Genomic DNA, 26,772 nt, shown 5'->3' on the forward strand with positions numbered 1-26,772 from the left:
TATACACCTTTCTTTATTTCAGCTTCGCAATCTCTTTCTTGAGCCGCTTGATGAGATTAGCTCCGGCAATACCTGTCTGCTTATAACCCCATTTCTTTAAGAGCTCGTTGGTCGCCTTCTCTGTACCTTCGCCAAAGCACTCGTCTTCTTTGACCCCCTGCTTGATATATCCCTTTTCCTTGGCATATATAAGCCATTCCTTGTAGGCCAGTACGCCCGGTGTTTTCTTGCCGAGAGTGTAGCCGCTCTTGTCGAGTACCGGCAGTGCCTTCGCCGCCGTCTCGGGATATCTGAGTACCACGTTCCACGGATAATTGTAGTAAGAGCGTGTCGCTATCTCATACCCCGTCTGATCGCCGACCTTGCCGCCGCTGATGCCGCCCTTCTCGTCGATGCTTGCCTGAGCAAGCTGAGAGGTGGATATCATCATAGCCGTGTGGTTCTGATGATTAAGCAGCACATCGCCTGCGATAAGCCCCGAGCCGGTCGCAAGATTGACCTTGTTCGTCACGTCCTTGAAGCCGCACTGTAAGAACACCGAGTACATATTCCCGGTGTACGTTGCGCCTTTGTCTTTGACCGGTATGCCTGCGGCCTGATATGCAGATATCACAAGCGAGCTACAGTCGTAGTCGCTCCATGTGTCAGGATTGCCATTACGGTTTGTCTGCGAGTAGCCGTGCTTTGGGTCATTTGCGACCTTTACCATGTATTCAACGGCCTTGCTTACCTTACTCATTATCATTTCCTCCCTTATCTTCAATATTTTTTTGTAGTTTTTTAATGCCCTTTATCAGAAACGTTGGCAGCGGTACGCCGAGCTCCCCGAGGTTTTCGAGTATTGATATGCACTCGTTGATGATGAGCCATATCGTGACTATAAGGCCAAAGTAGTACGAGCCGTCGAAGCTCACGCCCACGCCCTTTAGCCCTGAGTATATCAGCCAGTCAAACACCGCAGCAACGATGACTACTCCCATGTAGCCGACTTTTTTGACGATGCCCCTGAGCCCGACCTTGCTGCTCCACTCACCCTTCGTGAAGGCATTAGCCACGCCTGAGGCATAGTCGATGAGCATCACGACAACCAGCAGCGCCACCGGCACGGCTATTACCTTAAAATACGCCGTCAGCCCTGCCACAACGGCAGAGCAGAGGGCTTTTATTGTGTTATGCTTGTCCATACGGCTCACCCACTATCATTTCATACTCCTCCGCCGTTATCCAGCCTTTTGTTGTGCTATGCTTGCTCATACGGCTCACCCCTCCAGCGCATTTCGTATCTGCTCTAAGTCCTCATCAGTCAACTTCGGATAATCAGCAGCTACTTCATCAAATGTTTCACCTGCTGCCATTCTCCTTGCAAAAACAGATACCATTAACTTTAATTTAGCATTGCTCATTATCATTCACCTCCATACAACATATCAGCTAAGACTTCTTCTACATCAGCTACTTGTTCATGCAAAAGAGCTATATATTCATTTTTACTTATCATAGCTTCATCATAGTGATATTCTGTGCGTGTTTCTTCTCTCTCTGGGTCAGTTACTTCCACCTCTGTTACATTTTTACGGAGATACACAGTAGTAGGAGAAGAAGTTATATCTACTAATATAGGATAATCATTGCTTATTGATTTTTGATATTGCATATTTTATACCTCCTTTTTATGGTGCGCTATAACAGGGCGAACCGCCTCTATCCCAATAGTTGCTGTTGGATGCATAGACCAGAGTCCAATAACGACCAACTGACAGTTTATCGTTGGCATTACCACCAAACTGAGCAAGGGCTGTACTATATATATTTTTATAGAAATTGTTGGCAAATCCAGTAGTGCTACTTGCACCAACTTCTGTTGGAACATCACCATATATTCCAGATGACACATTTTTTAGCCAACCAGTTGTACTTGATGGAGATGATACGCTAAGAGTTGTATAAGTGCTATCACTATCAAGAGCATAAGGAGGTGTCATCTTAACTTTATATTCATCGCTTACAAGATTAAATCCTAAACACCTATCATTTCTATTGCCCCATAAGTCTTCAATATAAAAAGCTATCATATGATGCTTACCGTAACTTGTAATTTCTGTGCCTTCATAACCGTAAAACTGAGCATTAGCAGAACGTGTCGAACCATCAGTTTCATAGCCTGATTTCATCATGCCCTTATAAGTATCAGATGATTTATAAGTATTACAGTCACCATTACCTATTTTGGCTCGGCAATTTGTGGATTTTGTAATCAAAACAATTAAATCCATTATAAGGTCTATTTTAGCCTTATCCCATAATTGCCAGCCACTACCGCAATTATTTACATAACTTACTTCGAGTGAAGCAGTCGTGTTTCCTGCGGGATAAGCACCCATAAGAGAACGTAACTTGCTACTTCTATCCACACATCCTTTAAACATTGGTAAAAAAATGTATGAATTTACAACGCCATTAGCATTAGTATGTGCTTGAGCAAGATAATCACTATCAATTTGGACTTTACTAAATGCCAAAGGAAATGTACTCGTAAACGGAACTGACTATACAGTATCTTACAGTAATAATACTAATCTAGGACAAGCGACCGTTACAGTAAAGGGCAGGGGCAAATACTGCGGCAAGATAACTGCTACTTTCAAGATATACCCCCAAAAAACGACTCTTAAGAGCGTTACCTCGCCCAAGACCAAGCAGATAAAAGCAACTTACAGCAAGGTGTCCGGTATTACAGGCTATCAGATATCCTACTCAACATCAAGCAAATTTACCAAGAAGACCACTAAGACAGTAAATGCTACAGGCACATCAAAGACAATAAAGAAACTCACAAAGGGCAAGACTTATTATGTAAGAGTTCGTACTTACAAATCCGTTGCAGGTGTAAAGATTTGCAGCGGCTGGTCAGAAGTGAAGAAAATCAAGGTCAAATAATAGTTAAAGGCACGCCGATAATTGACGTGCCTTTTTGGCTCTGCGAAAAAACTCTGTAAAAACCGAACTGTGATATTACAAGAGCGACAGTGAAAAAGACGCTCCGAGTTTTACAGTATATAATGGATATTGTAATTTGTAAAAAATACTAAGATTATCACAATAAGAATTATGAGATTATCTTTTTTGATAGCTAACTATCTCACTTCAAAGACATCACATAGATCTGACAGGGAGAGCCTCTGAAAAAAAGTCTGTAAAAAGTCAGCAAACTGTGATAAAATAGAATTAATATCACAGGAGGCTGATTTTTTATGGCAAGAAGAAAAAGAGAACCGATGAGCGAGGGCAAGAAGAACATCATAGGAATGCTGCTTGAGGAATACGACATCAAGTCGGCTAAGGATATTGAGGATGCCCTGAAAGACCTTCTCGGAGGAACAATTCAGGAAATGCTTGAGTCCGAAATGGACGAGCATCTTGGATATCAGGAATATGAGCGTTCCGACAATCCCGACTCTCGTAATGGTAAGAAAACCAAGAAGATCCGCGGAAACTTCGGAGAAACCGAAATAGAAGTGCCGCAGGATCGTGACGGCAGTTTTGAGCCAAAGGTCGTAAAGAAGCGTCAGAAGGACATCTCAGGGATTGAGCAGAAGATAATAGCTTTGTATGCTAAAGGAATGACCACACGCCAGATAAGCGAAACTATCGAAGATATCTACGGATTTGAAGTCAGCGACGGTATGGTATCAGATATCACAGACCGCCTTCTGCCGCAGATAGAGGACTGGCAGAAACGTCCATTGGACGAAGTATATCCGATAGTATTCATCGATGCAGTACACTTCTCAGTGCGTGATAACGGACAGATCAGGAAGCTTGCCGCATATGTGATCCTTGCTGTCAGCATGACAGGTCACAAGGAAGTTCTTTCAATACATATCGGTGAAAACGAGAGCGCCAAGTACTGGCTCGGCGTTCTGAACGAGCTGAAAAATCGCGGAGTTAAGGATATTCTCGTCATCTGCGCAGACGGTCTTACAGGCATGAAAGAAGCTGTATCAGCAGCTTTTCCGCAAACTGAGCTACAGCGCTGCATCGTTCATCAGGTAAGAAATACACTGAAATACGTCGGAGAGAAGAACAAGAAGGAGTTGGCAAATGACCTTAAAACGATCTATCATGCGCCTTCCGAGGACGCTGCTCTGGAAGCTCTTGATCGCATTACTGAGAAATGGGAGGACGATTATCCTAACGCTATGAAGAGCTGGTACAAGAACTGGGACGTAATATCACCGATCTTCAAGTTCTCAGCTGATGTCAGAAAGGTGATTTATACCACCAACGCTATAGAGAGTCTTAACAGCGGCTATCGCCGTCTGAACAAGCAGAGAAGCGTATTTCCAAGCGATACAGCGCTCCTGAAGGCTCTGTATCTTGCAACGCATGAGATAGCTAAGAAATGGACCATGCCGCTGCGAAACTGGGGCAAAGTCCTGGGCGAGCTTGAGATCATGTACCCCGACAGGATCGGCTGATATCCAAAGAACCTTGACAAATTACAGTATCTATTGTATACTGTAAAAAAATCGGAGCGGCTATTTTCAAGCCGCTCACAACTTAACGTTTTTATCACAGTTTTTGAATTTACAGAGTTTTTTTCGCAGAGCCTAATTTGTAAAAAATACTAAGATTATCACAATAAGAATTATGAGATTATCTTTTTTGATAGCTAACTATCTCACTTCAAAGACATCACATAGATCTGACAGGGATTTGCCTCATCCCAAAGGAGCGGAAATACTTCTAATTCCTTGAAACCACAGCTTATGTAAAAATGATTTGTCCTGTCATAGTCCTCATACATTCCCATCTTCACAGTCTTAACCTGCATAAATTCGTATCCGTCAGCCATCGCCACTTCTTTAGCCTTCTCTACAAGCTTATGACCAACACCGTTTCTATGGTATTCCTTCATTACTCCCATAACAGCAAGTTCAACAGTGGCGTTTCCTGTTTCCTTTAGGCATAGAAATCCTATTATAGTATCATCGTTCTTAGCTGCTAAGAAAATCCAGTCAGCACAGTCCCGGATATAAGCTTCACGGCTATCTTCGACCTCAAACCATTCCGTAAGGGTCTCAAGCACCATTCTTGCAATCATTCTTTTTTCATTCGGATCGTTTATAGCTATGACCATTGTTTTCTTCTCCTTTTCTTATTTCTGTGTTTCATCGGGATAATCCCAGAAACCGCCGGTATGAAAATTTTCATTTCCCAGAGGAATTGCCGTCAGTCTGAAAAACACGCAGCCATCTGGACACACAACTGTTTTTATGTGCTTTCCATCACCGCCGACTCTGGTAAGATCGCCACCGCTTCTGACAGCTTCCATCAAAGGATATAACATCATCATTGTCTTTGAACAGATACCGTATCCATCCTCATTGACCGGACATCAATAGGTGCATTTATAAACATCACCGATTTCTTCACCATTATGGCAATATCTTTCTGTATTTTCTCCATGCAAAAAGTTAACTACCTCCACCGAGAATTCATATTCTTCGTCATAGCATTTTTTCATAATCTCTCACCATCAGTCAGCTAATATAGCATAATTGGTCAACATATTCTGATTTACACGAGCAAGTCGAGTGCTTACTCTCACTTTTACATTATACTACACCGCAACCGAAAAAGCAACCCCAACTTTCTTCAAACTGCCACCCAAACTGCGCCGTACCAGTTTACAATTTCAAGAGTGATGATATAGAGAGCATCACGCAGGAGCGTGAGCGAATATGACCGCCGACCAAAGCGGCGTCGGAGATAAGTCGCTGTCGCTCCAAATTCGATGACAAAGCATCGAAAGCCTGAGCGGAAAGAAACGCTCAGGCGAGAAAAAATGCGCCATAGCGCAACAAAAATAACAAGCATTGTTTTCGTATGCAGCTTTTATGTTATTATTTTCTAAATCGCAAGTCGCTGTAAATTCAAGTAAAATGTTATCCCTGTTGCACCCGAAAATCTTATTGACCGTATATTCCCATGATTTCCGGTTATCTTCTTCTTCCGATGAGAGTTTTTTCTTTGTATCTACATTAAGGTGGTGTGCTTCGTCGGAGATAAGAACAACTTTTTGACTTTCAAAATCATCAAATGATACACTATTCTCTTTTGTACCCCACATATCGCTATGTAGCCCTTGTCCTAAAACTTCTATATTAGTACCGACTTGACTGTGTCAGGGCATTTTTTCTGAAAAAGCTAAAATGACAACACACATATCTAAGACGTGTAACAGACAGTCCTGCAGCGGCTCTCCTGACCCGAGATGATGAAAATCACCGCCGTTTCAAAAGAAACAGCGGTGGTTTTTAGCTATTCAGTTGTCATGCCGTCTGGCAAGAGATCATCAGCTCCTGCTATCAACATAAGCCTTTGCAGCTGTGTAGTAAGAATACATAGCCTTGACCATGTTCTTAGCATCTGTGGTCTGCTTGTTGCTGCCTGCAACAGCCTCGCAGTAGTCGATGACGTTGTAGTTTTCGATGCTGATTGCATTTTCGCTGTCTGCTGTTTCAGCACCTGCGAAACCGTAAACAACTATCTTGTCATTCTCCTTGTCAAGCTCGTATGCAAGCTCGGGAGACATTTCACAGTAATAGCCTATGTTGTTCTTTTTGAGCTTAGACATCGAAATGGGGGCATTGTCGCCGACCTTTACCATAACTGCATTAAGTTCCGAAGCAGTCATGCTTGAATCAACTGTGAAGTAATGACGTACATACAGATCACTTGTTGTCATTGCAGTCGAGCCCTTGTATGTGACCTTTGCACCGTTGGTGGCTGTGGGTCTTACAAATGTTGTAGCGCTCTTGGGTGCTACACTTGATACATCAACTGCTATGCCTTCACCACTATTAGCGAGGAGAGCGGTGTTATTGCCGAGTGCCGTCTGAGTATAACCACCATAATTGAGCATTGCCTTAAGAACTTCTGCACCGTCGAGGTTGGATTTTATTGCTGCCTCGGCGTAGTTCTTTATGCTTCTTGTCTTGGTATCGACAGGCTTATCAAGTGTCGGGAGGTAGAGTTCAGCCTTGATGTCGATAGCCATTTCAGAGGCTGTCAAAGGTAATCTAACTCTGTAGTACTTTCCGTTCTTGTCTTCCTTGTTGATAGGCTTCTTGACTGTCATCTTTTCACCGTAGTGGTCGTATGTGAAGACTACATATGCGCCCTCTACTGTGTCTGCATCTGTAGCTTCCACGAGGAAGTTGAACTCCACTTTCTCCTTGAAGCTGACTGTATTGCCTGCTGCGAACTTAGCGCCCTTGATAGTGTACTCTACAGATTCGAGCTTTGACGGGTGTGTATCATCGCCGGCAGCTGTTACCCATATGAGATAATCGCCCGGCTCGGTGGGAGCTTCGCTGAGCATAACGCCGGCAGATGTCAGGTATGTATATGTCAGATCGCCGTAGGCTGTGCCGTTTATTGTCGGCTCGTGAGCCGTGCCGTCGTACTCGTAGCTGTCCATTGTGAGCGTCCAGGTCTGTGCCGTAATGCCAGGAGAAACAGTTACTGTAATTGGTTTTGCTTCAACATCTTCATAGTTTGCAGTGCCTGTCACTTTGTACCATACATAGAAAGTGCCGGACTTATTTGCTGTGATCTTGGTAGCATCTGTTTCCCAGCCACTTGTGGGAGCAGTTGTTGCATCTGTTCCGAGTGCATACTCGATCTTGCAGCCTTCCTCTACCTCGCCTGCATTGATAAGCTGAACTGCACTGCTGTAGTAGGTCGGGTTCTTGGAGGACGGGGGAGTTTTCAGAGGATCGCCCTTGGCGATCGATACGCTGAGCGGTTCAGCCGGCACATAATCATTGTGGTTTGCATCGCCGATGAACTTGTATTCGATGGTGTAAGATTTTGCATCAGTTCCCTGCGGGATTTCAGTTGACCAGCCCTCTGTTGCGGACGAGACAAGCACCGCTGTTATGGTTTGGGAATTGTTATCAATTGCTGTAATTTTTAATGCATCTTTAGATGAAGGAAATTCTACAATAATATCTCCATTTCCATAACATAATCCATTTTCTTTTTTGCAGATGTTCAGTACGCCGCCTGCCGCTGGAGTGATTGTCTGTAAAAATTCATCGATATTAGTGTACTGGAGTTTATAATTCTTATATTTTTCCGAGAAGAAAATACCTTGTTCATCTATAGGATTAAGAATATCTCCAACTTTAATATCGCAAGTTCCGGTATGAACAAGCTTGTCGTTATACTTCAACGTACCGCCTGTCGGGGCAGTTGTCGGAGCAGTCACAAGCGCCTGTGCATTTCCGTTATAGGTCGGATTTGTGCCTGTAGGCTTGTTGGCATCTGCAATCGTCAGATTTGCCTTGGCGATGGTGAATTCCTTCGTAACGCCGGTTGTCGGGAGCTTGTAGTTGCCTGCCTTGTCGCCGGTCAGACCGCTTGCCGTTGCGGTGTAAGCGGTATCGCTGGCATTGGTCTGTCCGCCGGTAACGGTGATCGAAACCTGATCGCCATTGACAAGAGAACCTGCTGACGGTGTCGCAGTCGGAACGTGAGATTCACCGTCATAGGTGAAGTGTGTTTCGCCCCAGGTAATGCCGATCTCCTTTTGCTCAACGGTCAGTGTGCCGGAGTTGAATGTGATGTTATAATTGGGATTCGCATTTTCCGTCTGACTCGGCGTGATATTATAGCTGCCAACATTGCTGTACTGTGCATAGCTACAGCTATAACTGATACTTGTCAGAGTATCGTTTCCGACCAGACCGTTTTCACTAACGGTGTATTCGTAAGTCGGAGCAGCATCGCCGTAAGTAACCGTTGCATTATTTGCGGTCACGGTGATCGGCTTTGCGGTGATTGTGAACTTCGGAGCGCCCGCTGCGAGCGAAACCGTATAGTTCGGGTTTGTAAGTTCGCTTACATCGAAATCATAGCGGCCAGCATTTTCACCTTCTGCACGGATCAGCGCACCGCTTAGCGAATCGCCCTCGCAAAGATCGGCTGTTGTGTAAGTAAATGTTGTCGGGTCAGCAACGCCGTAAACCTTGCTTTGATTTTCGTTCGGTGTAATCGTTACAGCCTTCGGTGCAATCGTCACTGTTCCGGCAGAAGTTGCAGAAATATTCGCATAATTATCTCCGCCGTCAACCTTATACCACACATAGTATGTGTTGGCATTGGTCGCCTCGGCTGTAGCTCCCCACGCCGATTCGTCCGTGGGTGCTGTATTGGTTGTAGTGACGGCATATTTCATGGTGCAGCCTGTTGGTACAGAGCCAGTTGAAACTAACAGATTCTTGGATTCTTTGGAGTAGGTAAGATAGGTAGAATCGGAAGCAAGTGTCGGAGGAGTTACACCGCTGGCTGCTGATCCTTTTCCAATCGCAAAGACCCAGCTATTATCATGCAGAACAGGCGTTGTGACAGCGCTGTAGTTAGTGCCCTCTGCAACTGTAATGCCTACATAATATGTGCCAACATTAGTTGGTGCCGTTTCCGTCCAAGTATTGCCGCCATCGCCGGAATAATTTACAGTGATATTGCCCATTCCGGACAATGCGTCTGAATTCGAATTAAATCCAACTGTTGCCGGCTTTGCATTGCCGTCATAGGTCGTACTTCCCGGAGCTGTGAAATTGAAATTGGCTGCGGCAGGTGCTGCCTTTGCGATAGTAAACGCCACGCTTGCGGTCTGCTCACCCCATGTGATCTGCGCAACATAGTTGCCGGCATTCGTCGGTGCGCCGGAAAGAGCCGAACCGCTTGGGGTGGTGCTGCCTGTGCCGGTGGATGCGAAATAAGTGATCGTTGACGGTTCTGCTTCAAGCCCTTCGGGTACGGTATCAGGATAGCCGCTGATCGTTGCTTCCTTTGCCATGCCGTCATAGGTCAGGCTTGTGGGCGCAGTGAGGGTGAGGGTCACCTTGTTATCCGTCAGGTCGCAGGTGCCTGTGCCGCCGCAGGTCGCAGTGATGGTATTTGCATTATCGCCTGTGCCGGCTTCGTAGGTGAAGGTGTGGGTGTGGGTTTCGGTTGAGCCGCCGCCGCTGCCGCTGTCACTTACGGGAACGACAGCAACATCATCAAGCTTGTATCCGCCGCCATATTTGCCATCCGCATAGAAGCCGAACTGCACATTATCCGCTCTCGCTCCGTCCGGCAGAGTGATCTCCGCCTGTGTCCAGTCTGCATGCGCTTCTGTCGTGGTGAAGATCTGTGTCCACTCACCATTGTCCACTCTGTAACACACTTGCAGTTGGTCAACATTTGAATCAGAAGCACAATTCTGATACCAGAACGTCAGCTTAGCGCCATCAGATGCAGAGAGGTTGATCTTGGGCGTAACAAGATATTCACTCCAAGGATATTGTGAATGTACAAGATAATTAGTACCTGTATTGCCCTGATATACATTGCTTCCATCAGCTTCTGTGTGCCATGTGAACATTGTACTCGGCATATGAGTAGCTTCGATTGTCCAACCGGTGGGGAGGTAGTTTTCTTTCACATAGTTTGCATCGTAGCCGAGTGTGAGATTACCGTTTTCATTCTTTACAAGTGTAAAGCTGCCTCCTGCTTCTGGCAGTTTGAAGCTATACATAGGATCAGCATCAACATTTATGAGACCTTCGTAGCTTTCATAATTGAAATGCCTCATTTCAACAGCATCATTGGGAAGAGTAAAATTACCATTTTTACATTGCTCCAAACTGTTGTCAAAAGTAATGGAGATAGACCCAGTCGATGACGGTCCCTCTTGATCCATAGCTGACGATCCCTCAGTATTCATCTCAACATGGCTATAATCAGCAAGATGATATGTTGTGCCTGGAACCATTACGCCGGGTTCACCTGACTCACCGCTGTACCTAAGATTATCACTGCTCAAACCAGAATCACCGGTATAAGCCGTCGCCGATTCAAAATCTTCGGAGAAAAGGGTGGGGGCGGCAGGGGCTGTGAACTGCACCTTTTTGTAAGATAATAATTTCTGCCCAGTAGTGTTGACTGCAATCACCGTTCCGCCACTTGTGTCTGTAGCATTAGTCCAGCCTTTTCCGGGAACTGCATTTTTTACCAAGCCCCCTATAGCCTGATTATTTCCAATTGCAGTAACAGATGATTTGTTGTCAATAATTACATTGCCGGACCACGAAATTCCATAACCCGTCCCTTGTGCGTTTAATGTGCTGCCATTAACAATAATATCGCTATCTGAATTAGAACAAAAGATGCCAATATATGCACCACTGATATCTACTGTTGCACCCTCACTGATAGTGATATCTCCTCCATGGTCAGAATCTTCGTCTTTCATAAAAATACCAGATTCGTCTGCTCCTAAACCTGTATTTCCTATTATTGTAAGAGAACCTGTTCCAGTTATTTCTATAGGTGCTGTAGAATGGATACCGCAACTACCGCCTGCGGAAAAATCTATTTTATTTTCGCCTACCAATACAATTGTCAATTTATCAGTTCCACTATAATCAATGGCTTTATAACTATCATCGCTACCTGTAAAATTCGCACCATTCAAAGTTAAGGTGGTATTATCTTTATTAAATTCCCATGTCGTATTGTTTACTGAACCATTTACAGTACCGCCCTCGATTTTAAGATCGCCGAGACGGTAAGCCGCCTTCGCCACTATCGCCGTACTGTCAAAAAGCCCACCTCCGTCAACGTTTGCAGGCAACGAGCCTGCTACGCAGAGAATAGCCAGCACACCGGCGAGCGTGCGCTTTAAAATGTTTGTTTTCATTCTCTTTTCCTCCTTGAAAATTAAATTTATTGTGATTTTTAACAGCAAAAGCGCACCCTACGCAAAAACGCAGAGTACGCTTAAATAAACATATTTTTTAAAAAGGGCGCAGTTATGCCTTGCTTGCTTGCTTGCTTGCTTGCTTGCGCAATTGTACCGCATAGCCATAACCTTGTCAACTCTTTCTTCCAAAAATTTGCAAAGATTTTACATTTAACAATTTACGCTCTGTAAATCCTTCTAATATTGCTATTATAGCACAAATTCACGGAAAAGTCAATATTTTTATGACATTATATGTGGTTTTGCGCTGAGGAGATTTAAGATTTATTTATACTTTCGGTGAATTAAGCAAGCCCTGTTTTTGTGAATGAACAGGGCTTGCTGTACTTTGTTTAATTATCATCAAGTCTTTGAAACTCATCTATGCGAAGCTCACGTTTCAATTCAAAAGGACGCTGGAGTTCAGGAAGACCAAGCTCACCGGTATCTATTTTTTCAATCAGCTGATTAACTGTTAGTGTTGTAGGACTAAATATCTCTGACATTATATATCATCTCGTATTTTTATTAGACTATATTCGATATTAGTTGTCAAATCACATATCTTCAGTATTATATGTATTTACCGTCTTCACGCCCTTGCTCAAAGCGTACTTTAACGCTTTGTAAGCCCCTCCGGAGTTGTTTTTGACATAACATACCACAAGATCGGAACGGTCGATCAGAGAGCGATTACGCAGCCGTATAGCGGCTTTAAAATGAGCTGATGCGGATTCACTGCAAACATCTACCTCATCATAATACTCCAGATAATATTCTTCGTTATCCCTGTATTCTGCCGTCATATATGGCAGCACAAGTGACAGGTGAGTATTTCCGTAGTCAAGCTCTTTACATATCCAGCGTATTATACCGGCAGCGATCCGGTCAAATTCACCCTCCCGTCCGATAAGAAATTCTACATATGACCTATTCTTAACGAGCTCACATATTATGGGTTCTAACTTGTTTTCAAGCTCAGCAATACTGTCAATGCGCCTATGACCAAATAAGCTGACAGTGTATATTTCCATTGTAACACCCCCATAATAATTATACTATGGTGTCATAGTGGTGCCAATATGGCAGAATACAAAAAGGTGTCATAGTGGTATCATATTTACAAAGGAGGTATCACTATGGCTGTACTTAAAACAAGATTTACACTGCGCCTTGATCTCGAAGATCATGCAAAAATCAAAAAGATTGCTGAAAAGCAGAACCGTTCTATGACAAATATGATCGAAACGGTCATCAAACAGACAATAAATAAGTATGAGGAAGAAAACGGCGAGATAAAACTTACCGAAGAAGATCTATCAATAGAATAAAAATAAGCGGTTACAGATAACTGTGATCGCTTATTTTATAGAAAATCATAAATATTTTAGTAAATGTATTGCAATCTGCGATACAATGTGGTATAATAGTATCAGAAAGGTGGTCGATACTATGGCAACAAGAACCGCAAACGTTACTGCAAGAGTTGAACCGGACATCAAGGCTCAGGCAGAGGCTGTTATGGCAAAGCTGGGTATTCCTGTTTCTACTGCGATAAATATGTTTTACAGGGAGATCATTCTCTGGAACGGGCTGCCGTTTCGCCCGTCTGTGCCTGTAAATGATCTTAAAGCCCGTGACGAGATGACCAGGGAGGAGTTCGATCAGAGAATGGCAGTCGGGCTTGAACAGGCTAAGCAGGGAATGACTTCTTCGGCTGATAAGGTATACAGCAAACTGATAGGAGAACTCGGCGATGAATAAATACGAGGTCGAGGTCACTGCCTTTGCAGAGAATTCTGTGAGGGCAATAGCGTTCTATATCAGAAATGAGCTAAAAGCACCGCAGGCTGCCCGAAACACTGTCAAAATGATCTTTGATGCTATACTCGGGCTTGATACATTTCCAAACAAGGTCAGACTGACAGAAGACGAGCCGTGGAAAACGCTTGGTATCCATCAGATGACGGTCGGCAATTACTATGTCTATTTCTGGATCAATGAGCCGGAGAAAAAGGTCATAGTGACAGATGTTATTTATGCCAGACGAGATCAGGTGGACGCTATGGCTGATATGCCGATGACGTGAATAACATGATCCGGCAAAGTGTTGATTTTATAATCTTAGGGTGTTATTAGGGTGTTATGCTATACCAAAATAGACCTAAATGGGCGTATTCTCACTTCACTGCAACTTATCGAAAACGGCGTAAAATCGAGCTATTCTTAACTACGCCAACCTGCACTAAACCAGCTCCCTATATTTCAAATCTCTCAATCCGCGCCAGCAAAGCACACATTGCGCACGTTAGCGTGATGTGTGTTTTCTTATACCCACTTGTGTATAACAAAAAGCCGACCCCGTAAGGCCGGCTGTGTATTATCAGTTACCTGTTTATCTGTAGGTCGGAAATGTTGAGCCCGTATTTCTCAACGTATTCCTGAGTCGATTTTTCTATCATGTTGTCTCTTACCTTAAGCGACTGCTCGCCGGTAAGATGTATGTGATAGCTGTCAGCTTCGACTTCGAGCATCGCCATGATGATCTTCGAGCTGTGAACTGCTATTCTTTCAAGGTCTGTCAGAAGCTCGCCGTAATCAGAACCCTGCTTGAGTGAACATTCACCCGCCTGTAACCTCTTGACGTGGTTCATCTCAGCTCTGCCGCATAATGCTCTTATTACCTGTGTCAGAGCCGCTACACGACCGTCAGGCTTCCAGCTCTCGTCCATGAATGAGTTCACAGTCAGATCCATGTTCTCAATAACAGCGCTGATTATCACCTGTAAGTCCTTGCCTGCCTTCTGAGAGTAGACGATGTTCTCTTCCTTGTTGTTCTTTGCGATGTAGGCTATGCTCATGCAGTGGTCGGTTATTCTCTCAAAGTCTGTCAGAGTGTGCAGGAACTTGAATACATCAGCATTCTCGCTTTCCTTTAACTCGTTCTGTGAGAGTCTCATCAGGTATGTGCCTATGTCGTTTTCGTACCTGTCAGCAAGGTCTTCGTATCTCTTTACCTTCTCGAATAACTCGTCCGAGTATTCCTCCAGCGCCGTAACTGACTTCTTTACGCTCTTTAAAGCGGTCTTTGCCATGTCGTAGATAGCACTGCGGCTCTGCGATATCGCAAGTGAAGGGTAGGGGATAAAACGTTCTTCGAGCTGTATCTGATTGATGTCCTGCTCGTCGTCGGGGTGCTTGTCCCGTATAAGCGTGCAGGTCAGCTTGTCAAGTGCGCCGATAAACGGCATCAGTATGATGACATTTGCAAGTCTGAACAGCGTGTTGACTGCCGCAATGGTTATGGGGGTCATCTTAACACCCATAAATGTGAAGCCTATCACGGCATTGAGTATGTAGAATACAGCGCCGCATACAACAACGCCAATGATTGATGCGAAAAGATATATGAAAGCCGTTCTCCTGCCTTCAATGCTTGCCTGTATGGCAGAAAGAAGAACAGGAACAGCCGCACCTATCGAGATACCTAAAAGTATAGGTAAAGCCGTTTTGAAGTCGATAGCGCCGGTCGCAGTCAAAGCCTGTAAGATACCGACAGCCGCCGATGCACTCTGTAATACCGCTGTGAATAAAGTACCGACAAGTATGCCGAGCAGCGGATTCTGGAACATAGTTAAAATGTTTATGAACTTTTTGCTTTCCTGTAAAGGTGCCATAGCCGAGCTCATGCTCGAAATACCGACCATAAGCACTACAAAGCCCAGCATAATATCGCCTATGAGCCTGTGCTTTTTGGAAAACGACCTGAGACAAAAGCCGGCAACGGCTATAATACCGACCATCGTGGTAGTCGATAATAAAGACATCCAGCCGCCGCCGCCCTGCACCTCGGAAAGAGCGATTATCCAGCCGGTGATAGATGTACCTAAGATAGAGCCTAAGATGATGCCTATCGACTGGCGGAATTTCATCATTCCCGAGTTAACGAAGCCGACAGTCATTACCGATGTTGCCGAGGAGGACTGAATAACTGCCGTAACACCTGTGCCGAGCAGTATTCCTTTTAATGGGGTGTTTGTTAGCTTTGCAAGCAATCGTTCAAGCTGAGCGCCCGCAGCTCTTTTGAGCCCGTCGCCCATAAGTGACATACCGAACATAAACATAGCCATTCCGCAAAGGAGTTCAAACAGGTTACTGATATCCATATATAATTGCCCTCATTATATTTTTCTCTTATTTATCCATACTATCTCATTATGCGTGTTTAGTATACCATAAATCAGCCCCTATTGTCAATAATCATAATAGCACAAAATAGTCCGCAATTCGTCAAAAAATATGGCGAATTGCGGTACATTTTTAAACAGATAGTGTTATGGTCAGCCGCCCGTTATCAAGCTCTGCACTTAGCTTTGCTCCGGCTCTTGCGGCGAGCGTCTTTGCTATGGAAAGTCCGAGCCCGGTAGATGCTCTTGCATCAGTTACGGTATAGAACCTGTCAAACAGCTTTTCTACCTCAGTTTCGGTAAGAGAAGCCCTGTTTGAAAAGCTGATGCGTCCGCTGCTGTCCATAATAACGGACAAATCACCCTCGCTGTACTTTATCACGTTTGACAGTATGTTTGTAAATATCCTCTCTATCGCCTGCTTGTCGGTAAAGCGGACTACCTTCTCCTTAGTAATGTCTATCTCAGGCGTTATGCCCTTCTCGGTCAGTGCGGCGTACATGGCGGTGATGCTTTCTTCAAGCAGCCGGTTTATGTGTACTTCCTCGGCCTCACTGTCTTCTTTTTTGGACACTATCACCGAGTATTCAAACAGCTCATCAGCCAGCGCCTTCATGGCATCTGTTCTTTCGGCGATTATCCTTACATACTCGGCAGCATCTTCGCTCATATCTTCCTTTTCAAGCAGCCTCAGATAGCCGTTTATCGCCGTCAGGGGAGTGCGTATGTCGTGGGAAATGTTGGTAATGGCAGTCTTTAGCTCGTTGTCGCCCTGCTCAAAGCGTATCTGCCGCATTCTTATCTCGCCAAGCTGCTCGTTTATGCTTAAGGTGAGCTTCTGCATATCCCTGTCTGCTGACGATATGCCGATAAGGGCGTTCGTATCACTGCCGAGCTTTTCCTTAAAGCCTTTGCTTATCTCTCTTGCCGAGCGTTTTAGCAGATATATTTTTACGCACAGCAGGGCTATTACAGCCGTAAGACCTATTATCGCAGCCAAAGCCTGCCATAGCATAAAACCAACTCCTTTATTTAAGATCTGCCTTGTTGAATATCGCCAGCCCGCCTGCTGTAGATGCTGTAGTTAGTATAAGCGAGTAGACTATCTTCCTTACCGGTTCTTCCACTGCCGATACATTTGTAAGTGTCATCAACTGTGCCGAGGGCAGCCATTTGGCGACATCTTTTACCCATTCATACGGTAAGTCCGGCTCTATAGAGAATATGCCGAACGCCATGCTCGCATAGAAGAACATAAATATCGCCAGCGTTCCTGCATTGCTTTTTACTGTCATGCCAAGAAATACTACTATAGAAGCTACAGCTATGAGCATAGGTATGCAAAAGAGCATATTCTTTGTCATTACGTCATAGTCAAGGTTCTTGTCGTCTATCACAGGCACGCCTATGCCGATAGCAACGCCCTCATACAGCAGTATCATGATAAAAAGATAAGCCGTAATGCATATCAGGTTTGAAAGGTATATGTTCACCCTCGTGTGCCCGACTATCAGCTTGTTTCTTATGGTGTTGTGCAGATAATCATGCGCTAAGAATGTGCCTGCCAGCACGCCGAACACCATAGGTATAAAATACAGCCCCTCGATATTTACCGAGCCGTATTCTGTGACACGTGGGTTGTTTTTGGCAAGGATAATGTGTATAGCTGGCTCGGCAATAAAGAAAAGCAACGCAATCTTGAGTATGAACGAGCGTCTCATTCTGACGATATTATCATATAACAGCCTACTCATTTGCCTCACCCCCTATAAGGTTTATAAAGAAGCTCTCCAAGCTCTCTTCTCTCTCGCTTATGTGAAGCACCTCGCAGCCCTTGCTGTCAAGGGTCGTCACGAGCTCGTTTATCCTTATCTGAGAGTAAATGTCTGCACTGTTGTCGTTGGCTATCCTGTAATCAGCACTATTGCTTTCAAGATACTCAGTCAGAGCGCCCATGTCAGACACCGTGACCGATAAACACTTCTTGCACTGGTCTTCAAGCTCCTCAGCGCTCATTTCCTTTACTATCCTGCCCTTGTCGATAAAGCCGTAGTGTGTTGCCAGCCTTGACAGCTCGTCAAGTATGTGGCTCGATATCAGCACGGTGATGTGCTTTTCACGGTTCAGCTTTATTATCAGCTCTCTTATCTCGATAATGCCCTGTGGGTCAAGGCCGTTTATCGGCTCATCAAGTATAAGCAGGTCAGGCTTGTTGCAAAGCGCCATTGCAATAGCCAAACGCTGCTTCATGCCGAGCGAGAAGTTCTTAACTCTTTTCTTTCCGGTGTCGCCAAGCCCTACAAGGGTCAGCAATTCCTTTATCCGCCCGTCTTTTGGCAGCCCCATTATCCTGTACATCGACAGCAGGTTTTCCTCGGCTGTGCAGTCAAGGTGTATCGAGGGCGTTTCGACTATAGCCCCCATTCTTGCCCTTGAAGCATATATCTCCTTAGTGCTGCCCTTAGCGCCGAACACCTCATACTCTCCCTCGCTCTGCGGCTGAAGTCCTGTAATTATCCTTATCAGGGTAGTCTTTCCGGCGCCGTTTCTTCCTACAAAGCCGTATATCGCACCCTTGGGGACATTCATCGTCAGCCCGTCAAGAGCTGTGAATTTCTTGTATCGCTTTGAAAGCGACTGTGTTTTCATTACATATTCCATAGCATTCTCTCCTTTGCTGTTTTCTTTATCCTAAGTATATCATATAAAGGTCAAGAAAGCGGTAAAGAAAACAGTAAAGATTAGGTAAAGATTTCTATTATTGTGACAATAATTGCTTTGCTAAGCTAAATCGGAATTTGCAGGGGCGCAGCCGCTGCAAATTCAGGTAACAGGTAACAGGTAACAGGTAACAGTTGAGGTGTCCGCCTTTGGCGGACGATATGTCCATTCGGACTCTCAACCTAAGTATTTTGCTCATAATAAGAAATATCGTCACCCAAACAGCCCGAATGGGCATCTGTCGGCGCAAGCCGACACATTACCTGTTACCTGTTACCCGTTACTTGTTACCTGTTAAGATAAATTCCGATTTATACAAATAATTTCCCGTAAAAGTCCACACTATAATGAACTATCTCAGCTTGAACCCTATCCCCCAGACAGCCTCTATCCTGTCCTGCCCGTCGGCGGCTTTGAGCTTCTTTCTTAGATTGCTTATGTGCTGCTTTAGCGAGCTTTCGGTGCAGTCGGGGGTGTCCTCGCTTATCCTGTCAAGAATTGTCAGCTTCGCTATCACCTTGTCAGGGCTCTGCATAAGCAGCTTTAGTATCGCAAACTCAGTCCGTGTCAGCTTTATGGGCTCGCCGTCGGCTGTTACCGTGTGCGCCTGTGTGTCAAGTGTCAGCCCTTTGCAGCTTATTATGCCGCTGCCGCTCTCGCTGTGCTTTCTGAGGGCTACCGTTATCCTCGCAAGCAGCTCGCTTATGTCAAAAGGCTTTGTTATGTAATCGTAAGCCCCTCCGAGCAGCATATCTACCTTTGTCGCCGGGTCGCCCTTGGCGCTCATCACTATCACCGGGGTGTCCTTTATCCTGGGAAGCAGCTCTTCACCGCTTAGCCCCGGCAGCATAAGGTCAAGCAGTATCAGAGCAGGCTTTGTTCTGTCAAGCAGCAAAAGCGCCTCAGTACCCGAATAAGCCCTGCACGTTTCATAGCCTTCGTTTGTCAGCGTCTTTTCAAGCATATTGCCAATGCTCGTGTCGTCCTCTATGATAAGTATCTTTGTCATTCTGATTTCCTCTCCGTGTGGTGTACTATATGTATTGTCGTGCTGCTGCGAACTATTCAGTTAACAGTTGAGGTGTCCTGCTTCGCAGGACGGATCTTAAATGCTTTTTCATAGGCTGAATGTGTAGGGCGTATAAGCCTTAGATAGGTTTGCAGGGAGCTTTTATCCCACGCTGCCCGAATGGGCATACATCGCCCGTAAGGGCGATACATTCATTATGCATTTTGCATTATGCATTTTGCATTGAGTTTTATTCAGCACTATAGCAAATAGTCACTGTATTTTAGTATATCATATATTCCTCCATTTTTCAATACACCTACCTGTTGATGATAAAGGGAATGTATATTCTATATATGGTGTTGACAAAATAATATGTATGTGCTATAATAATAAAAAGGAACAAATGTTCTTTATCGTATAATAAGGGGAGGTGTGCCGTATGCAGAAACAATATATAGCAATTGACCTTAAGAGCTTCTATGCTTCTGTCGAGTGCGTTGACAGAGGGCTTGACCCGCTCGATACCAACCTCGTCGTCGCTGATATCAGCCGTACTGAAAAGACTATCTGCCTTGCCGTCACCCCCACGCTCAAAGCATACGGTATCTCCGGCAGGGCAAGGCTGTTTGAGGTCATCGCTGAGGTGACTGATGTCAATAAGATAAGAGAGCGCAACGCCCCCGGCAATAAATTCACAGGCAGCTCGTGTAAGGCAAGCGAGCTTGCAAAAGACCGTTCCCTGAAGCTCGACTATATCACCGCACCGCCGAGAATGGCGCTCTATATGAAAACGAGCGCTGATATCTTCCGTATATACCTCAAATATGTCGCCCCGGAGGATATACACGTCTATTCTGTCGATGAGGTGTTTATCGACGCTACCGCTTACCTTGCTGCATACGGCGGCTCGGCTCATATCATGGCTATGACGATAATACGGGATATCCTTAAAAACACAGGCATCACCGCTACGGCCGGCATAGGCACTAACCTTTACCTCTGTAAGATAGCTATGGATATAGTCGCCAAGCATATGCCTGCCGATAAGGACGGTGTCAGGGTCGCAGAGCTTGACGAGCAGAGCTACCGCCGCCTTTTGTGGGAGCATAAGCCTATAACCGATTTCTGGCGCATAGGCGCAGGCTATGCAAATAAGCTCTCGGCAAACAGGCTGTTCACTATGGGCGATGTCGCAAGGTTCTCCATGAGCGAATACGGTGTTAAGAAACTTCATAAGCTGTTCGGTGTCAATGCCGAGCTGCTTATCGACCACGCATGGGGCTATGAGCCGTGTACTATGCAGGATATCAAGTCATACCGCCCGGGCAGTAATTCCTTAAGCTCCGGCCAGGTGCTCTCGCAGGCTGCTGATTTTAAAACAGCACGCCTTATAACCTGGGAAATGGCCGACCAGCTCGCTCTTGACCTCTCGGGGAAGGGGCTCGTGGCGAAGAAATTCACCCTCACTGTCGGCTATGATATAAGAAACCTGCGTGATGTCAATATCAGCAATTACTACAGGGGAGAGATAAAGAAAGACCACTACGGCCGCCCTGTGCCCAAGCACGCACACGGAACGATAGATACCGAACAGTTCACCTGCTCGGCAAGAATGATAACGCAGGCTGTTGATGAGCTTTTCTGCCGGATATGTGACAGCGAGCTATATTCAAGAAGGCTCTGCATAACCGCCTGCAACGTGATAAAGGAAAAGGATATACCGCCCTCTCAGCAGTATGAGCAGCTCGACCTCTTTTCGCCGATACTCAGCGCTGAGGAGTATGATAATAAGCTCGCAGCTGTCGAACGTGAAAAGGCGCTTCAGGCAGCTATGCTCAGGATAAAGCGCAAATACGGCAAGAACGCCGTGCTCAAGGGCAGCAATTTCCTTGACGGCGCTACAGCTATCGAGCGCAACAGCCAGATAGGCGGACATAAAGCGTAGGTGATATTATGGGTATGTACGATGATATAATAAATGTTGATTATAAAACAGCCGTGCAGCAGGAACATATGACACTGCATGACAGGGCTGCGCAGTTCGCACCGTTTGCGGCACTTACAGGCTTTGATGTGATAATCAATGAGCAGGCACGCTATACCGATGCAAGGCCTGTGCTCTGCGATGACGATGCGGCAGAGCTTGACCGCAGCTTTGGTGAGCTTTTAGAATGCCTTTATGAGCAGCCGCTCGTCAGGCTTACATATTTTGTCAAGGATAAGTATAAGGAGGGCGGCACTCTTTTTGACAAGACAGGCACAGTACGCCTTGTAGATACAGTCAACAGGGAGTTTATCTTTTACGATAAGCAGTCAGTCCCGATAGATGATGTCGTGGCTATAGCCATACTTGAAAAAACATCTGCCGGTATATGAAATGAGGTGTCATCTGCCGCTTGTGCTCAGGTGATGCCTCTTTTTGTGTCTGTAAGCCGGGCGTGAGATTATCCGTTGTTGACATTTTATTAAAAAAGTAGTATAATTTTAGTAAATATACAATGCAATACCACGAGTTTTACACAATTTAAGTATAATATAAACGGAGCGGCATCTATGTTTGGCTATATCAGGGCTTTCAAGCCATATCTCAGGATATGTGAATACGAGACATATAAAGCTATATACTGCGGCCTTTGCAAGGAAATGGCAAAGCGCACAGGTCAGCTCTCACGTCTGACACTCAGCTATGATATGACCTTCCTTGCGGTGATGAATATGGCTGTAAACTCCGTCCCCGTAAAGGCAAGGAGAGAGCGCTGCCCTGTTCACCCGGTTAAAAAGCAGCTTTGTGTGTATGATAACAAGGCACTGAGTTTCCCGGTAGATGCAGCAGCGATACTTGTTCACTATAAGCTGTGCGACAGCATGACAGACGGCTCATTCGCCGAGAGGGGAGCATCGATTGCGGCTATGAGAGCCCTTAATATAGGCTATTACGGCGCAAAGAAGCGCTATCCTCAGCTTGATAAGGCGATAGCAGAGCAGATGAAAAGGCAGCTTGACTACGAGAAAGAAAAGACAGCCCTTCTTGATAAGGCGTGTGACCCTACAGCTAAGATGATGCAGGCTGTGTTCTCCTCGCTTTCGCAGGATAAGGAAAAGGCTGAGCTGCTTGGAAGGTTTGGCTATCATCTCGGCAGGTTCATCTATATCACAGATGCCCTTGATGATGTCAGGAAGGACTGCAAAAAAGGCAGCTATAACCCTCTGCTTCTCATGGAGGGGATAAGCACACGCTCAGGCTTGCTTTCCGCTGATGAGTATAAAAAGATAGCTGAATACTGCGAGTCCTCCGTCCGGCTGACGCTCGGCGAGCTTGCAGACTGCTATCAGCAGCTCGGTATCGTTATGTACCGTGCGACACTTGATAATATAATATATGTAGGCCTGCCGAATGTCTTTGACCTTGTCAAGAAAGGCAGATTCAATAAAAACAAAAGAAATAAGGAGAAGCAATATGAATAAAGACCCATATCAGATACTCGGAGTTTCCCGCAATGCGTCAGACGACGAGATAAAAAAAGCATATAAGGAGCTTGTAAGGAAATACCACCCCGACCAGTATCAGGACAACCCTCTCTCAGATGTCGCTGAGGAGAAAATGGCTGAGGTCAATGAGGCTTACGATGAGATAATGAACAGCCGCCGCTCTGGCAGCGAAAGCTACAGCTACGGCTATAGCAGCGGCAGCTCGTCTTCCTCGTCAAACGGTGTCAGCTACGGCGAGGTAAGACAGATGATACAGAGCGGCCGCATCACAGATGCCGATATGAAGCTCGACAGCGTTCCGGAAAACAGCAGGAATTCCGAGTGGTTCTTCCTTAAGGGCTCGGTGTGCTATTCAAGGGGCTGGCTCGGCGAGGCATCGAGGTATTTCGGCATCGCAGCTCAGATGGAGCCTAATAACCCCGAATACAACGCCGCAAATAACCGCATGAATATGAACAAGAACGGCAACATGAACGGCAGCAGGAACGTCTACGGTGCATCGCAGACATACCGCAGCTCCTCTGATGACTGCTGCGACGGCCTTTCTGCTCTCTGCTGTGCCGACTGCTGCTGCGAGATGATGGGCGGCGACCTTATTCCCTGCTGCTGACAGGGGACAGCGTATGAAAGATAAGGCTTTCAAGGTCTCGCTGTGCGGTGTCACTAGTGCGCTTGCGCTGTTTATAATGTTTCTAAGCGGCGTGTTCCCGATGCTTGACTATGCGCTGCCTATGTACGCAGGCTTTACAATGGTCGTCGTGATAGTCGAAGCTGACCGTAAATGGGCGATCATGACCTATATCTCGGTCAGTATCCTGTGTTTGTTCCTGACACCCAACTATCAGGCGAGCCTTCTGTTTATTCTGTTTATGGGCTATTATCCGATACTTAGGTATTCTCTTGAAAACATACCCATTCGTCCTATAAGCTTGCTTATCAAGTTTTTAGTATATAACGCCGCTATCATCGTATACTATAATATCTTCACAAAGCTCTTTACCGGCGTTGATTTTACAGAAGACCTCGGCTGGCTGGGGGAGTATTCGATATACGCCATGTGGGGCTTTGCTAATGTCCTCTTTGTGGTGTATGACTACCTTCTCGGTGAGCTGACCGGGATATATATGAACTGGTTCCGTAAAAAAATACTCGGGAGAAAATAAAATGGACAAAGAACAAAAAACGGCAAGGAGAAGGCGGATAGTCAGGATCATGAGCCTTGCGTTGTTTTTGGGGCTTATCGCTTTTGTGACCGTTCTCATTTACCCCTATACCAAGGAAATGAAGTCTGCCTCGGGCAGAGAGCAGATCATCGAGATGTTTGATAAGTTCGATACCTTCTGGAGCATCGTGCTGTTTATAGTTATCCAGGCAGTCCAGGTCATCATAGCTGTTATACCGCCTGTACAGATAGTCGGCGGCATGATGTTCGGCTGGCTGTTCGGTGCGGTATTCTCTTTTGCAGGTATCATGCTCGGCACATTCGTGATCTTCGTGCTCGTGCGCTTTCTCGGGCAGCCGCTCGTCGAGGCGTTTGTGGATAATAAGCATCTGGAGAAATTCAGCTTCCTCCACGATGAGGAAAAGCTCATAAGGGTGCTGATAGTGCTCTATCTTATCCCCGGTGTGCCGAAGGACGTGATCTCGTATATAGTTCCCCTGACAAAGGTCGATAAGCGTGATTTCTTTATGTATGTCATGCCGTTTCGTATACCGGCAGTGCTTATGTCAACCGTCTTCGGGCACAGTATCATGACAGGCAGCTATGTGCTGACCTTCGTGCTCATAGGCGTGTTCATACTGATGGCGGTGCTCGGCTTTATTTTCAGGGAAAGGATCATCTCATGCTTTCGTTCAAGAAAGCATCACAGCGATCAATAAGCGGCAGCAGTATTTTTAGCCTGCCGCTTTTTTTTATATCAAAAACCGAGCGGTTTTTATGTAAACCAAATGGTTATCAATAAACCAAATGGTTTTTTTAAAAACCAAAAAAACCAGATATAGAGAAAGACATAGATAAAGACATAGAGAAAGAAAAAGACATAGATAAAGACACAGACATAGAAGAAGACAAAGAAGAACAGTCTGTCGTCATGTCGTCGTCTTTCATGTCGTCGTCTTCTTTGTCGTGTAAGAAATATCTTTTCTTGTCTTCTATTGACAGCTTCTTTTTGTTTACTGTGCTTGACAAATACTTCGCTTTTTGATATACTAAATATGATAAGTTCCCTCACTTATGGGGGGCAGGAACGGAGGAATAACTATGGCTAATTTCAAAATAACAGATTCTGTGACCTATGTAGGTGTCGATGATAAGGATATCGACCTTTTCGAGAGCCAGTATGACGTGCCTAACGGTATGGCATATAACTCATATATCATCTTCGATGAGAAGATAGCAGTAATGGATACCGTAGACGCAAGAAAGACTGATGAATGGCTCGCAAATGTCGAAGCAGCCCTTGACGGCAAGACCCCTGACTACCTTGTTGTAGACCATGTCGAGCCTGACCATTCGGGCAGCTTTATGGCTATCGTTGAGAAATACCCCGATATGAAGGTGGTAGGCAATGTCAAGACCTTCATGTTCCTTTCGCAGTTCTTTGAGAATATGGACATTGACGACAGAAAGGTAGTAGTAGCTGACGGTGACGAGCTGAGCCTTGGCTCGCATGACCTTAAATTCATCTTCGCTGCTATGATACACTGGCCTGAGGTAATGGTGACATTCGAGCAGAGCGAGGGCATACTCTTTGCAGCTGATGCTTTCGGTAAGTTCGGCGCTCTTGATACTGATGAGGACTGGGCTTGCGAGGCAAGAAGATACTACTTCAATATCGTCGGCAAATACGGTCTTCAGGTGCAGGGTCTTCTCAAAAAGGCAGCAGCTCTTGATATAAAGAAGATACTCCCTCTACACGGCCCTGTACTTACAGAGAACCTCGGCTATTATATAGACAAGTATCAGACATGGTCGTCATATACCCCTGAGGATAAGGGCATCACTATAGCTTACGCTTCTATCCACGGCAATACAGCCAAGGCGGCAAAGGAGCTTGCTGATATGCTGGAGAAGAAGGGTGCTGAGAAGGTGTCTCTCTTTGACCTTTCAAGAGACGACGTGGCAGAGGCGGTTGAAGACGCATTCAGATACGACAGGCTCGTGCTTATGTCTTCCTCATACGATTCGGGCGTTTTCCCGGCTATGGAGTATTTCCTTGTCAAGCTCAAGGCCAAGACCTACAGAAAGCGTACTATCGCTATAGTCGAGAACGGCTCGTGGGCTCCCTCGGCAGGCAGAGTCATCAAGTCGTATGTTGACCAGTTCAAGGATATCGACCTTATCGAGCCTATGGTGACTATCAGGTCATCGCTTACAGCCCAGTCAAGAGAACAGCTTGAAAAGCTCGCAGACAAGCTCGTGAACGCCTGATAGTAGATAATAACCTATAAATTTGTATTCAAAACAGCATCTTTTAATATAGATGCTGTTTTTTGTTGCAATTTTATAATTTCACTGTCGGCGCTATTGACAATTTTGTTATAATATGATAAAATATAAA

At 45.4% G+C, this 26,772-nt stretch carries 27 protein-coding genes and 1 pseudogene; 12 read left to right on the top strand and 16 right to left on the bottom strand.

Annotated features, from left to right (window positions below):
• Positions 1 to 13: 13 nt before the first annotated feature.
• The 5 genes from CD05_RS19560 to CD05_RS0105345 form a co-directional block, all read right to left on the bottom strand.
• Entirely contained in the window at positions 14 to 739 is a 726-nt protein-coding gene (locus CD05_RS19560; RefSeq protein WP_051588845.1) for a peptidoglycan amidohydrolase family protein, read from the bottom strand.
• Positions 732 to 1,184 carry a phage holin family protein gene (locus CD05_RS0105330; RefSeq protein WP_028509617.1) on the bottom strand — a complete coding sequence of 151 codons (453 nt, stop codon included), beginning with the start codon at positions 1,182 to 1,184 and terminating at the stop codon, positions 732 to 734. The genes CD05_RS19560 and CD05_RS0105330 overlap by 8 nt, the downstream gene beginning before the upstream one ends.
• Before the next feature lie 75 nt (positions 1,185 to 1,259).
• Positions 1,260 to 1,403 carry a DUF433 domain-containing protein gene (locus CD05_RS0105335; protein ID WP_242841236.1) on the bottom strand — a complete coding sequence of 48 codons (144 nt, stop codon included), beginning with the start codon at positions 1,401 to 1,403 and terminating at the stop codon, positions 1,260 to 1,262.
• Positions 1,404 to 1,405: 2 nt separating this feature from the next.
• Positions 1,406 to 1,654 carry a hypothetical protein gene (locus CD05_RS0105340; protein WP_028509619.1) on the bottom strand — a complete coding sequence of 83 codons (249 nt, stop codon included), beginning with the start codon at positions 1,652 to 1,654 and terminating at the stop codon, positions 1,406 to 1,408.
• Positions 1,655 to 1,670: 16 nt separating this feature from the next.
• Positions 1,671 to 2,519, bottom strand: a complete 849-nt coding sequence (locus tag CD05_RS0105345; RefSeq protein WP_156947318.1) for a hypothetical protein — start codon at positions 2,517 to 2,519, stop codon at positions 1,671 to 1,673.
• 202 nt (positions 2,520 to 2,721) lie between these two features.
• Between CD05_RS0105345 and CD05_RS20850 the strand changes: the two genes are divergently transcribed.
• On the top strand, positions 2,722 to 2,937 hold the full coding sequence (locus tag CD05_RS20850; RefSeq protein WP_028509621.1) for a fibronectin type III domain-containing protein: 216 nt from the start codon (positions 2,722 to 2,724) through the stop codon (positions 2,935 to 2,937).
• 314 nt (positions 2,938 to 3,251) lie between these two features.
• On the top strand, positions 3,252 to 4,478 hold the full coding sequence (locus tag CD05_RS0105355) for an IS256 family transposase (RefSeq protein ID WP_028509101.1): 1,227 nt from the start codon (positions 3,252 to 3,254) through the stop codon (positions 4,476 to 4,478).
• A gap of 203 nt (positions 4,479 to 4,681) precedes the next feature.
• Here the strand turns inward: CD05_RS0105355 and CD05_RS0105360 are convergent, their stop codons facing one another.
• From CD05_RS0105360 to CD05_RS0105385, 6 genes and pseudogenes are all read right to left on the bottom strand, one after another.
• The gene (locus tag CD05_RS0105360; RefSeq protein ID WP_028509622.1) at positions 4,682 to 5,140 is read right to left on the bottom strand and encodes a GNAT family N-acetyltransferase; all 459 of its coding nucleotides are present in this window, start codon (positions 5,138 to 5,140) and stop codon (positions 4,682 to 4,684) included.
• A gap of 18 nt (positions 5,141 to 5,158) precedes the next feature.
• Positions 5,159 to 5,527 (bottom strand): annotated as a pseudogene (locus CD05_RS21080) (TIGR04076 family protein).
• 195 nt (positions 5,528 to 5,722) lie between these two features.
• The gene (locus tag CD05_RS0105370) at positions 5,723 to 6,133 is read right to left on the bottom strand and encodes a DEAD/DEAH box helicase family protein (protein ID WP_028509623.1); all 411 of its coding nucleotides are present in this window, start codon (positions 6,131 to 6,133) and stop codon (positions 5,723 to 5,725) included.
• Between the two features lie 225 nt (positions 6,134 to 6,358).
• A complete protein-coding gene (locus CD05_RS0105375; RefSeq protein ID WP_156947323.1) occupies positions 6,359 to 11,758 on the bottom strand; it encodes an MBG domain-containing protein in 5,400 nt (1,799 codons plus the stop codon).
• Positions 11,759 to 12,153: 395 nt separating this feature from the next.
• A complete protein-coding gene (locus CD05_RS20550) occupies positions 12,154 to 12,306 on the bottom strand; it encodes a hypothetical protein (RefSeq protein WP_156947325.1) in 153 nt (50 codons plus the stop codon).
• Between the two features lie 51 nt (positions 12,307 to 12,357).
• Positions 12,358 to 12,834, bottom strand: a complete 477-nt coding sequence (locus CD05_RS0105385) for a hypothetical protein (RefSeq protein WP_028509625.1) — start codon at positions 12,832 to 12,834, stop codon at positions 12,358 to 12,360.
• 105 nt (positions 12,835 to 12,939) lie between these two features.
• Between CD05_RS0105385 and CD05_RS0105390 the strand changes: the two genes are divergently transcribed.
• From CD05_RS0105390 to CD05_RS0105400, 3 genes are all read left to right on the top strand, one after another.
• Positions 12,940 to 13,131 (top strand): DUF6364 family protein, encoded by a 192-nt coding sequence (locus CD05_RS0105390; RefSeq protein WP_028509626.1) that lies wholly within the window; start codon positions 12,940 to 12,942, stop codon positions 13,129 to 13,131.
• A gap of 121 nt (positions 13,132 to 13,252) precedes the next feature.
• Entirely contained in the window at positions 13,253 to 13,564 is a 312-nt protein-coding gene (locus tag CD05_RS0105395; protein ID WP_028509627.1) for a type II toxin-antitoxin system RelB/DinJ family antitoxin, read from the top strand.
• Positions 13,557 to 13,889 (top strand): type II toxin-antitoxin system RelE/ParE family toxin, encoded by a 333-nt coding sequence (locus tag CD05_RS0105400; RefSeq protein WP_028509628.1) that lies wholly within the window; start codon positions 13,557 to 13,559, stop codon positions 13,887 to 13,889. The genes CD05_RS0105395 and CD05_RS0105400 overlap by 8 nt, the downstream gene beginning before the upstream one ends.
• Before the next feature lie 298 nt (positions 13,890 to 14,187).
• Here CD05_RS0105400 and CD05_RS0105405 read toward each other — a convergent pair whose 3' ends face one another.
• From CD05_RS0105405 to CD05_RS0105425, 5 genes are all read right to left on the bottom strand, one after another.
• Positions 14,188 to 15,966: a Na/Pi cotransporter family protein gene (locus CD05_RS0105405; protein ID WP_028509629.1), complete on the bottom strand. Its 1,779-nt coding sequence runs from the start codon at positions 15,964 to 15,966 to the stop codon at positions 14,188 to 14,190.
• A 154-nt stretch (positions 15,967 to 16,120) separates the two neighbouring features.
• Entirely contained in the window at positions 16,121 to 17,002 is an 882-nt protein-coding gene (locus tag CD05_RS0105410) for a HAMP domain-containing sensor histidine kinase (RefSeq protein ID WP_028509630.1), read from the bottom strand.
• Between the two features lie 13 nt (positions 17,003 to 17,015).
• On the bottom strand, positions 17,016 to 17,741 hold the full coding sequence (locus CD05_RS0105415) for an ABC transporter permease subunit (protein WP_028509631.1): 726 nt from the start codon (positions 17,739 to 17,741) through the stop codon (positions 17,016 to 17,018).
• Entirely contained in the window at positions 17,734 to 18,648 is a 915-nt protein-coding gene (locus CD05_RS0105420) for an ABC transporter ATP-binding protein (protein WP_028509632.1), read from the bottom strand. The genes CD05_RS0105415 and CD05_RS0105420 overlap by 8 nt, the downstream gene beginning before the upstream one ends.
• A gap of 412 nt (positions 18,649 to 19,060) precedes the next feature.
• Positions 19,061 to 19,717, bottom strand: a complete 657-nt coding sequence (locus CD05_RS0105425) for a response regulator transcription factor (RefSeq protein WP_028509633.1) — start codon at positions 19,715 to 19,717, stop codon at positions 19,061 to 19,063.
• Positions 19,718 to 20,159: 442 nt separating this feature from the next.
• Between CD05_RS0105425 and CD05_RS0105430 the strand changes: the two genes are divergently transcribed.
• From CD05_RS0105430 to CD05_RS0105460, 7 genes are all read left to right on the top strand, one after another.
• Positions 20,160 to 21,665 carry a DNA methylase gene (locus tag CD05_RS0105430; RefSeq protein ID WP_028509634.1) on the top strand — a complete coding sequence of 502 codons (1,506 nt, stop codon included), beginning with the start codon at positions 20,160 to 20,162 and terminating at the stop codon, positions 21,663 to 21,665.
• Between the two features lie 14 nt (positions 21,666 to 21,679).
• The gene (locus CD05_RS0105435) at positions 21,680 to 22,096 is read left to right on the top strand and encodes a hypothetical protein (RefSeq protein WP_156947327.1); all 417 of its coding nucleotides are present in this window, start codon (positions 21,680 to 21,682) and stop codon (positions 22,094 to 22,096) included.
• Positions 22,097 to 22,273: 177 nt separating this feature from the next.
• Positions 22,274 to 23,185 carry a DUF5685 family protein gene (locus CD05_RS0105440; protein WP_028509636.1) on the top strand — a complete coding sequence of 304 codons (912 nt, stop codon included), beginning with the start codon at positions 22,274 to 22,276 and terminating at the stop codon, positions 23,183 to 23,185.
• Positions 23,178 to 23,819, top strand: a complete 642-nt coding sequence (locus tag CD05_RS21305) for a J domain-containing protein (RefSeq protein WP_037322823.1) — start codon at positions 23,178 to 23,180, stop codon at positions 23,817 to 23,819. The genes CD05_RS0105440 and CD05_RS21305 overlap by 8 nt, the downstream gene beginning before the upstream one ends.
• 13 nt (positions 23,820 to 23,832) lie before the next feature.
• On the top strand, positions 23,833 to 24,372 hold the full coding sequence (locus CD05_RS0105450; protein ID WP_028509638.1) for a hypothetical protein: 540 nt from the start codon (positions 23,833 to 23,835) through the stop codon (positions 24,370 to 24,372).
• A gap of 1 nt (position 24,373) precedes the next feature.
• Positions 24,374 to 25,090, top strand: coding sequence for a VTT domain-containing protein (locus CD05_RS17615; protein WP_051588846.1), 717 nt, complete (start codon positions 24,374 to 24,376; stop codon positions 25,088 to 25,090).
• Positions 25,091 to 25,472: 382 nt separating this feature from the next.
• A complete protein-coding gene (locus CD05_RS0105460) occupies positions 25,473 to 26,642 on the top strand; it encodes an FprA family A-type flavoprotein (protein WP_028509639.1) in 1,170 nt (389 codons plus the stop codon).
• Positions 26,643 to 26,772: the final 130 nt, after the last annotated feature.

It is taken from the genome of Ruminococcus sp. NK3A76, assembly GCF_000686125.1.
In the GTDB taxonomy this organism is placed as follows: Bacteria; Bacillota; Clostridia; order Oscillospirales; family Ruminococcaceae; genus NK3A76.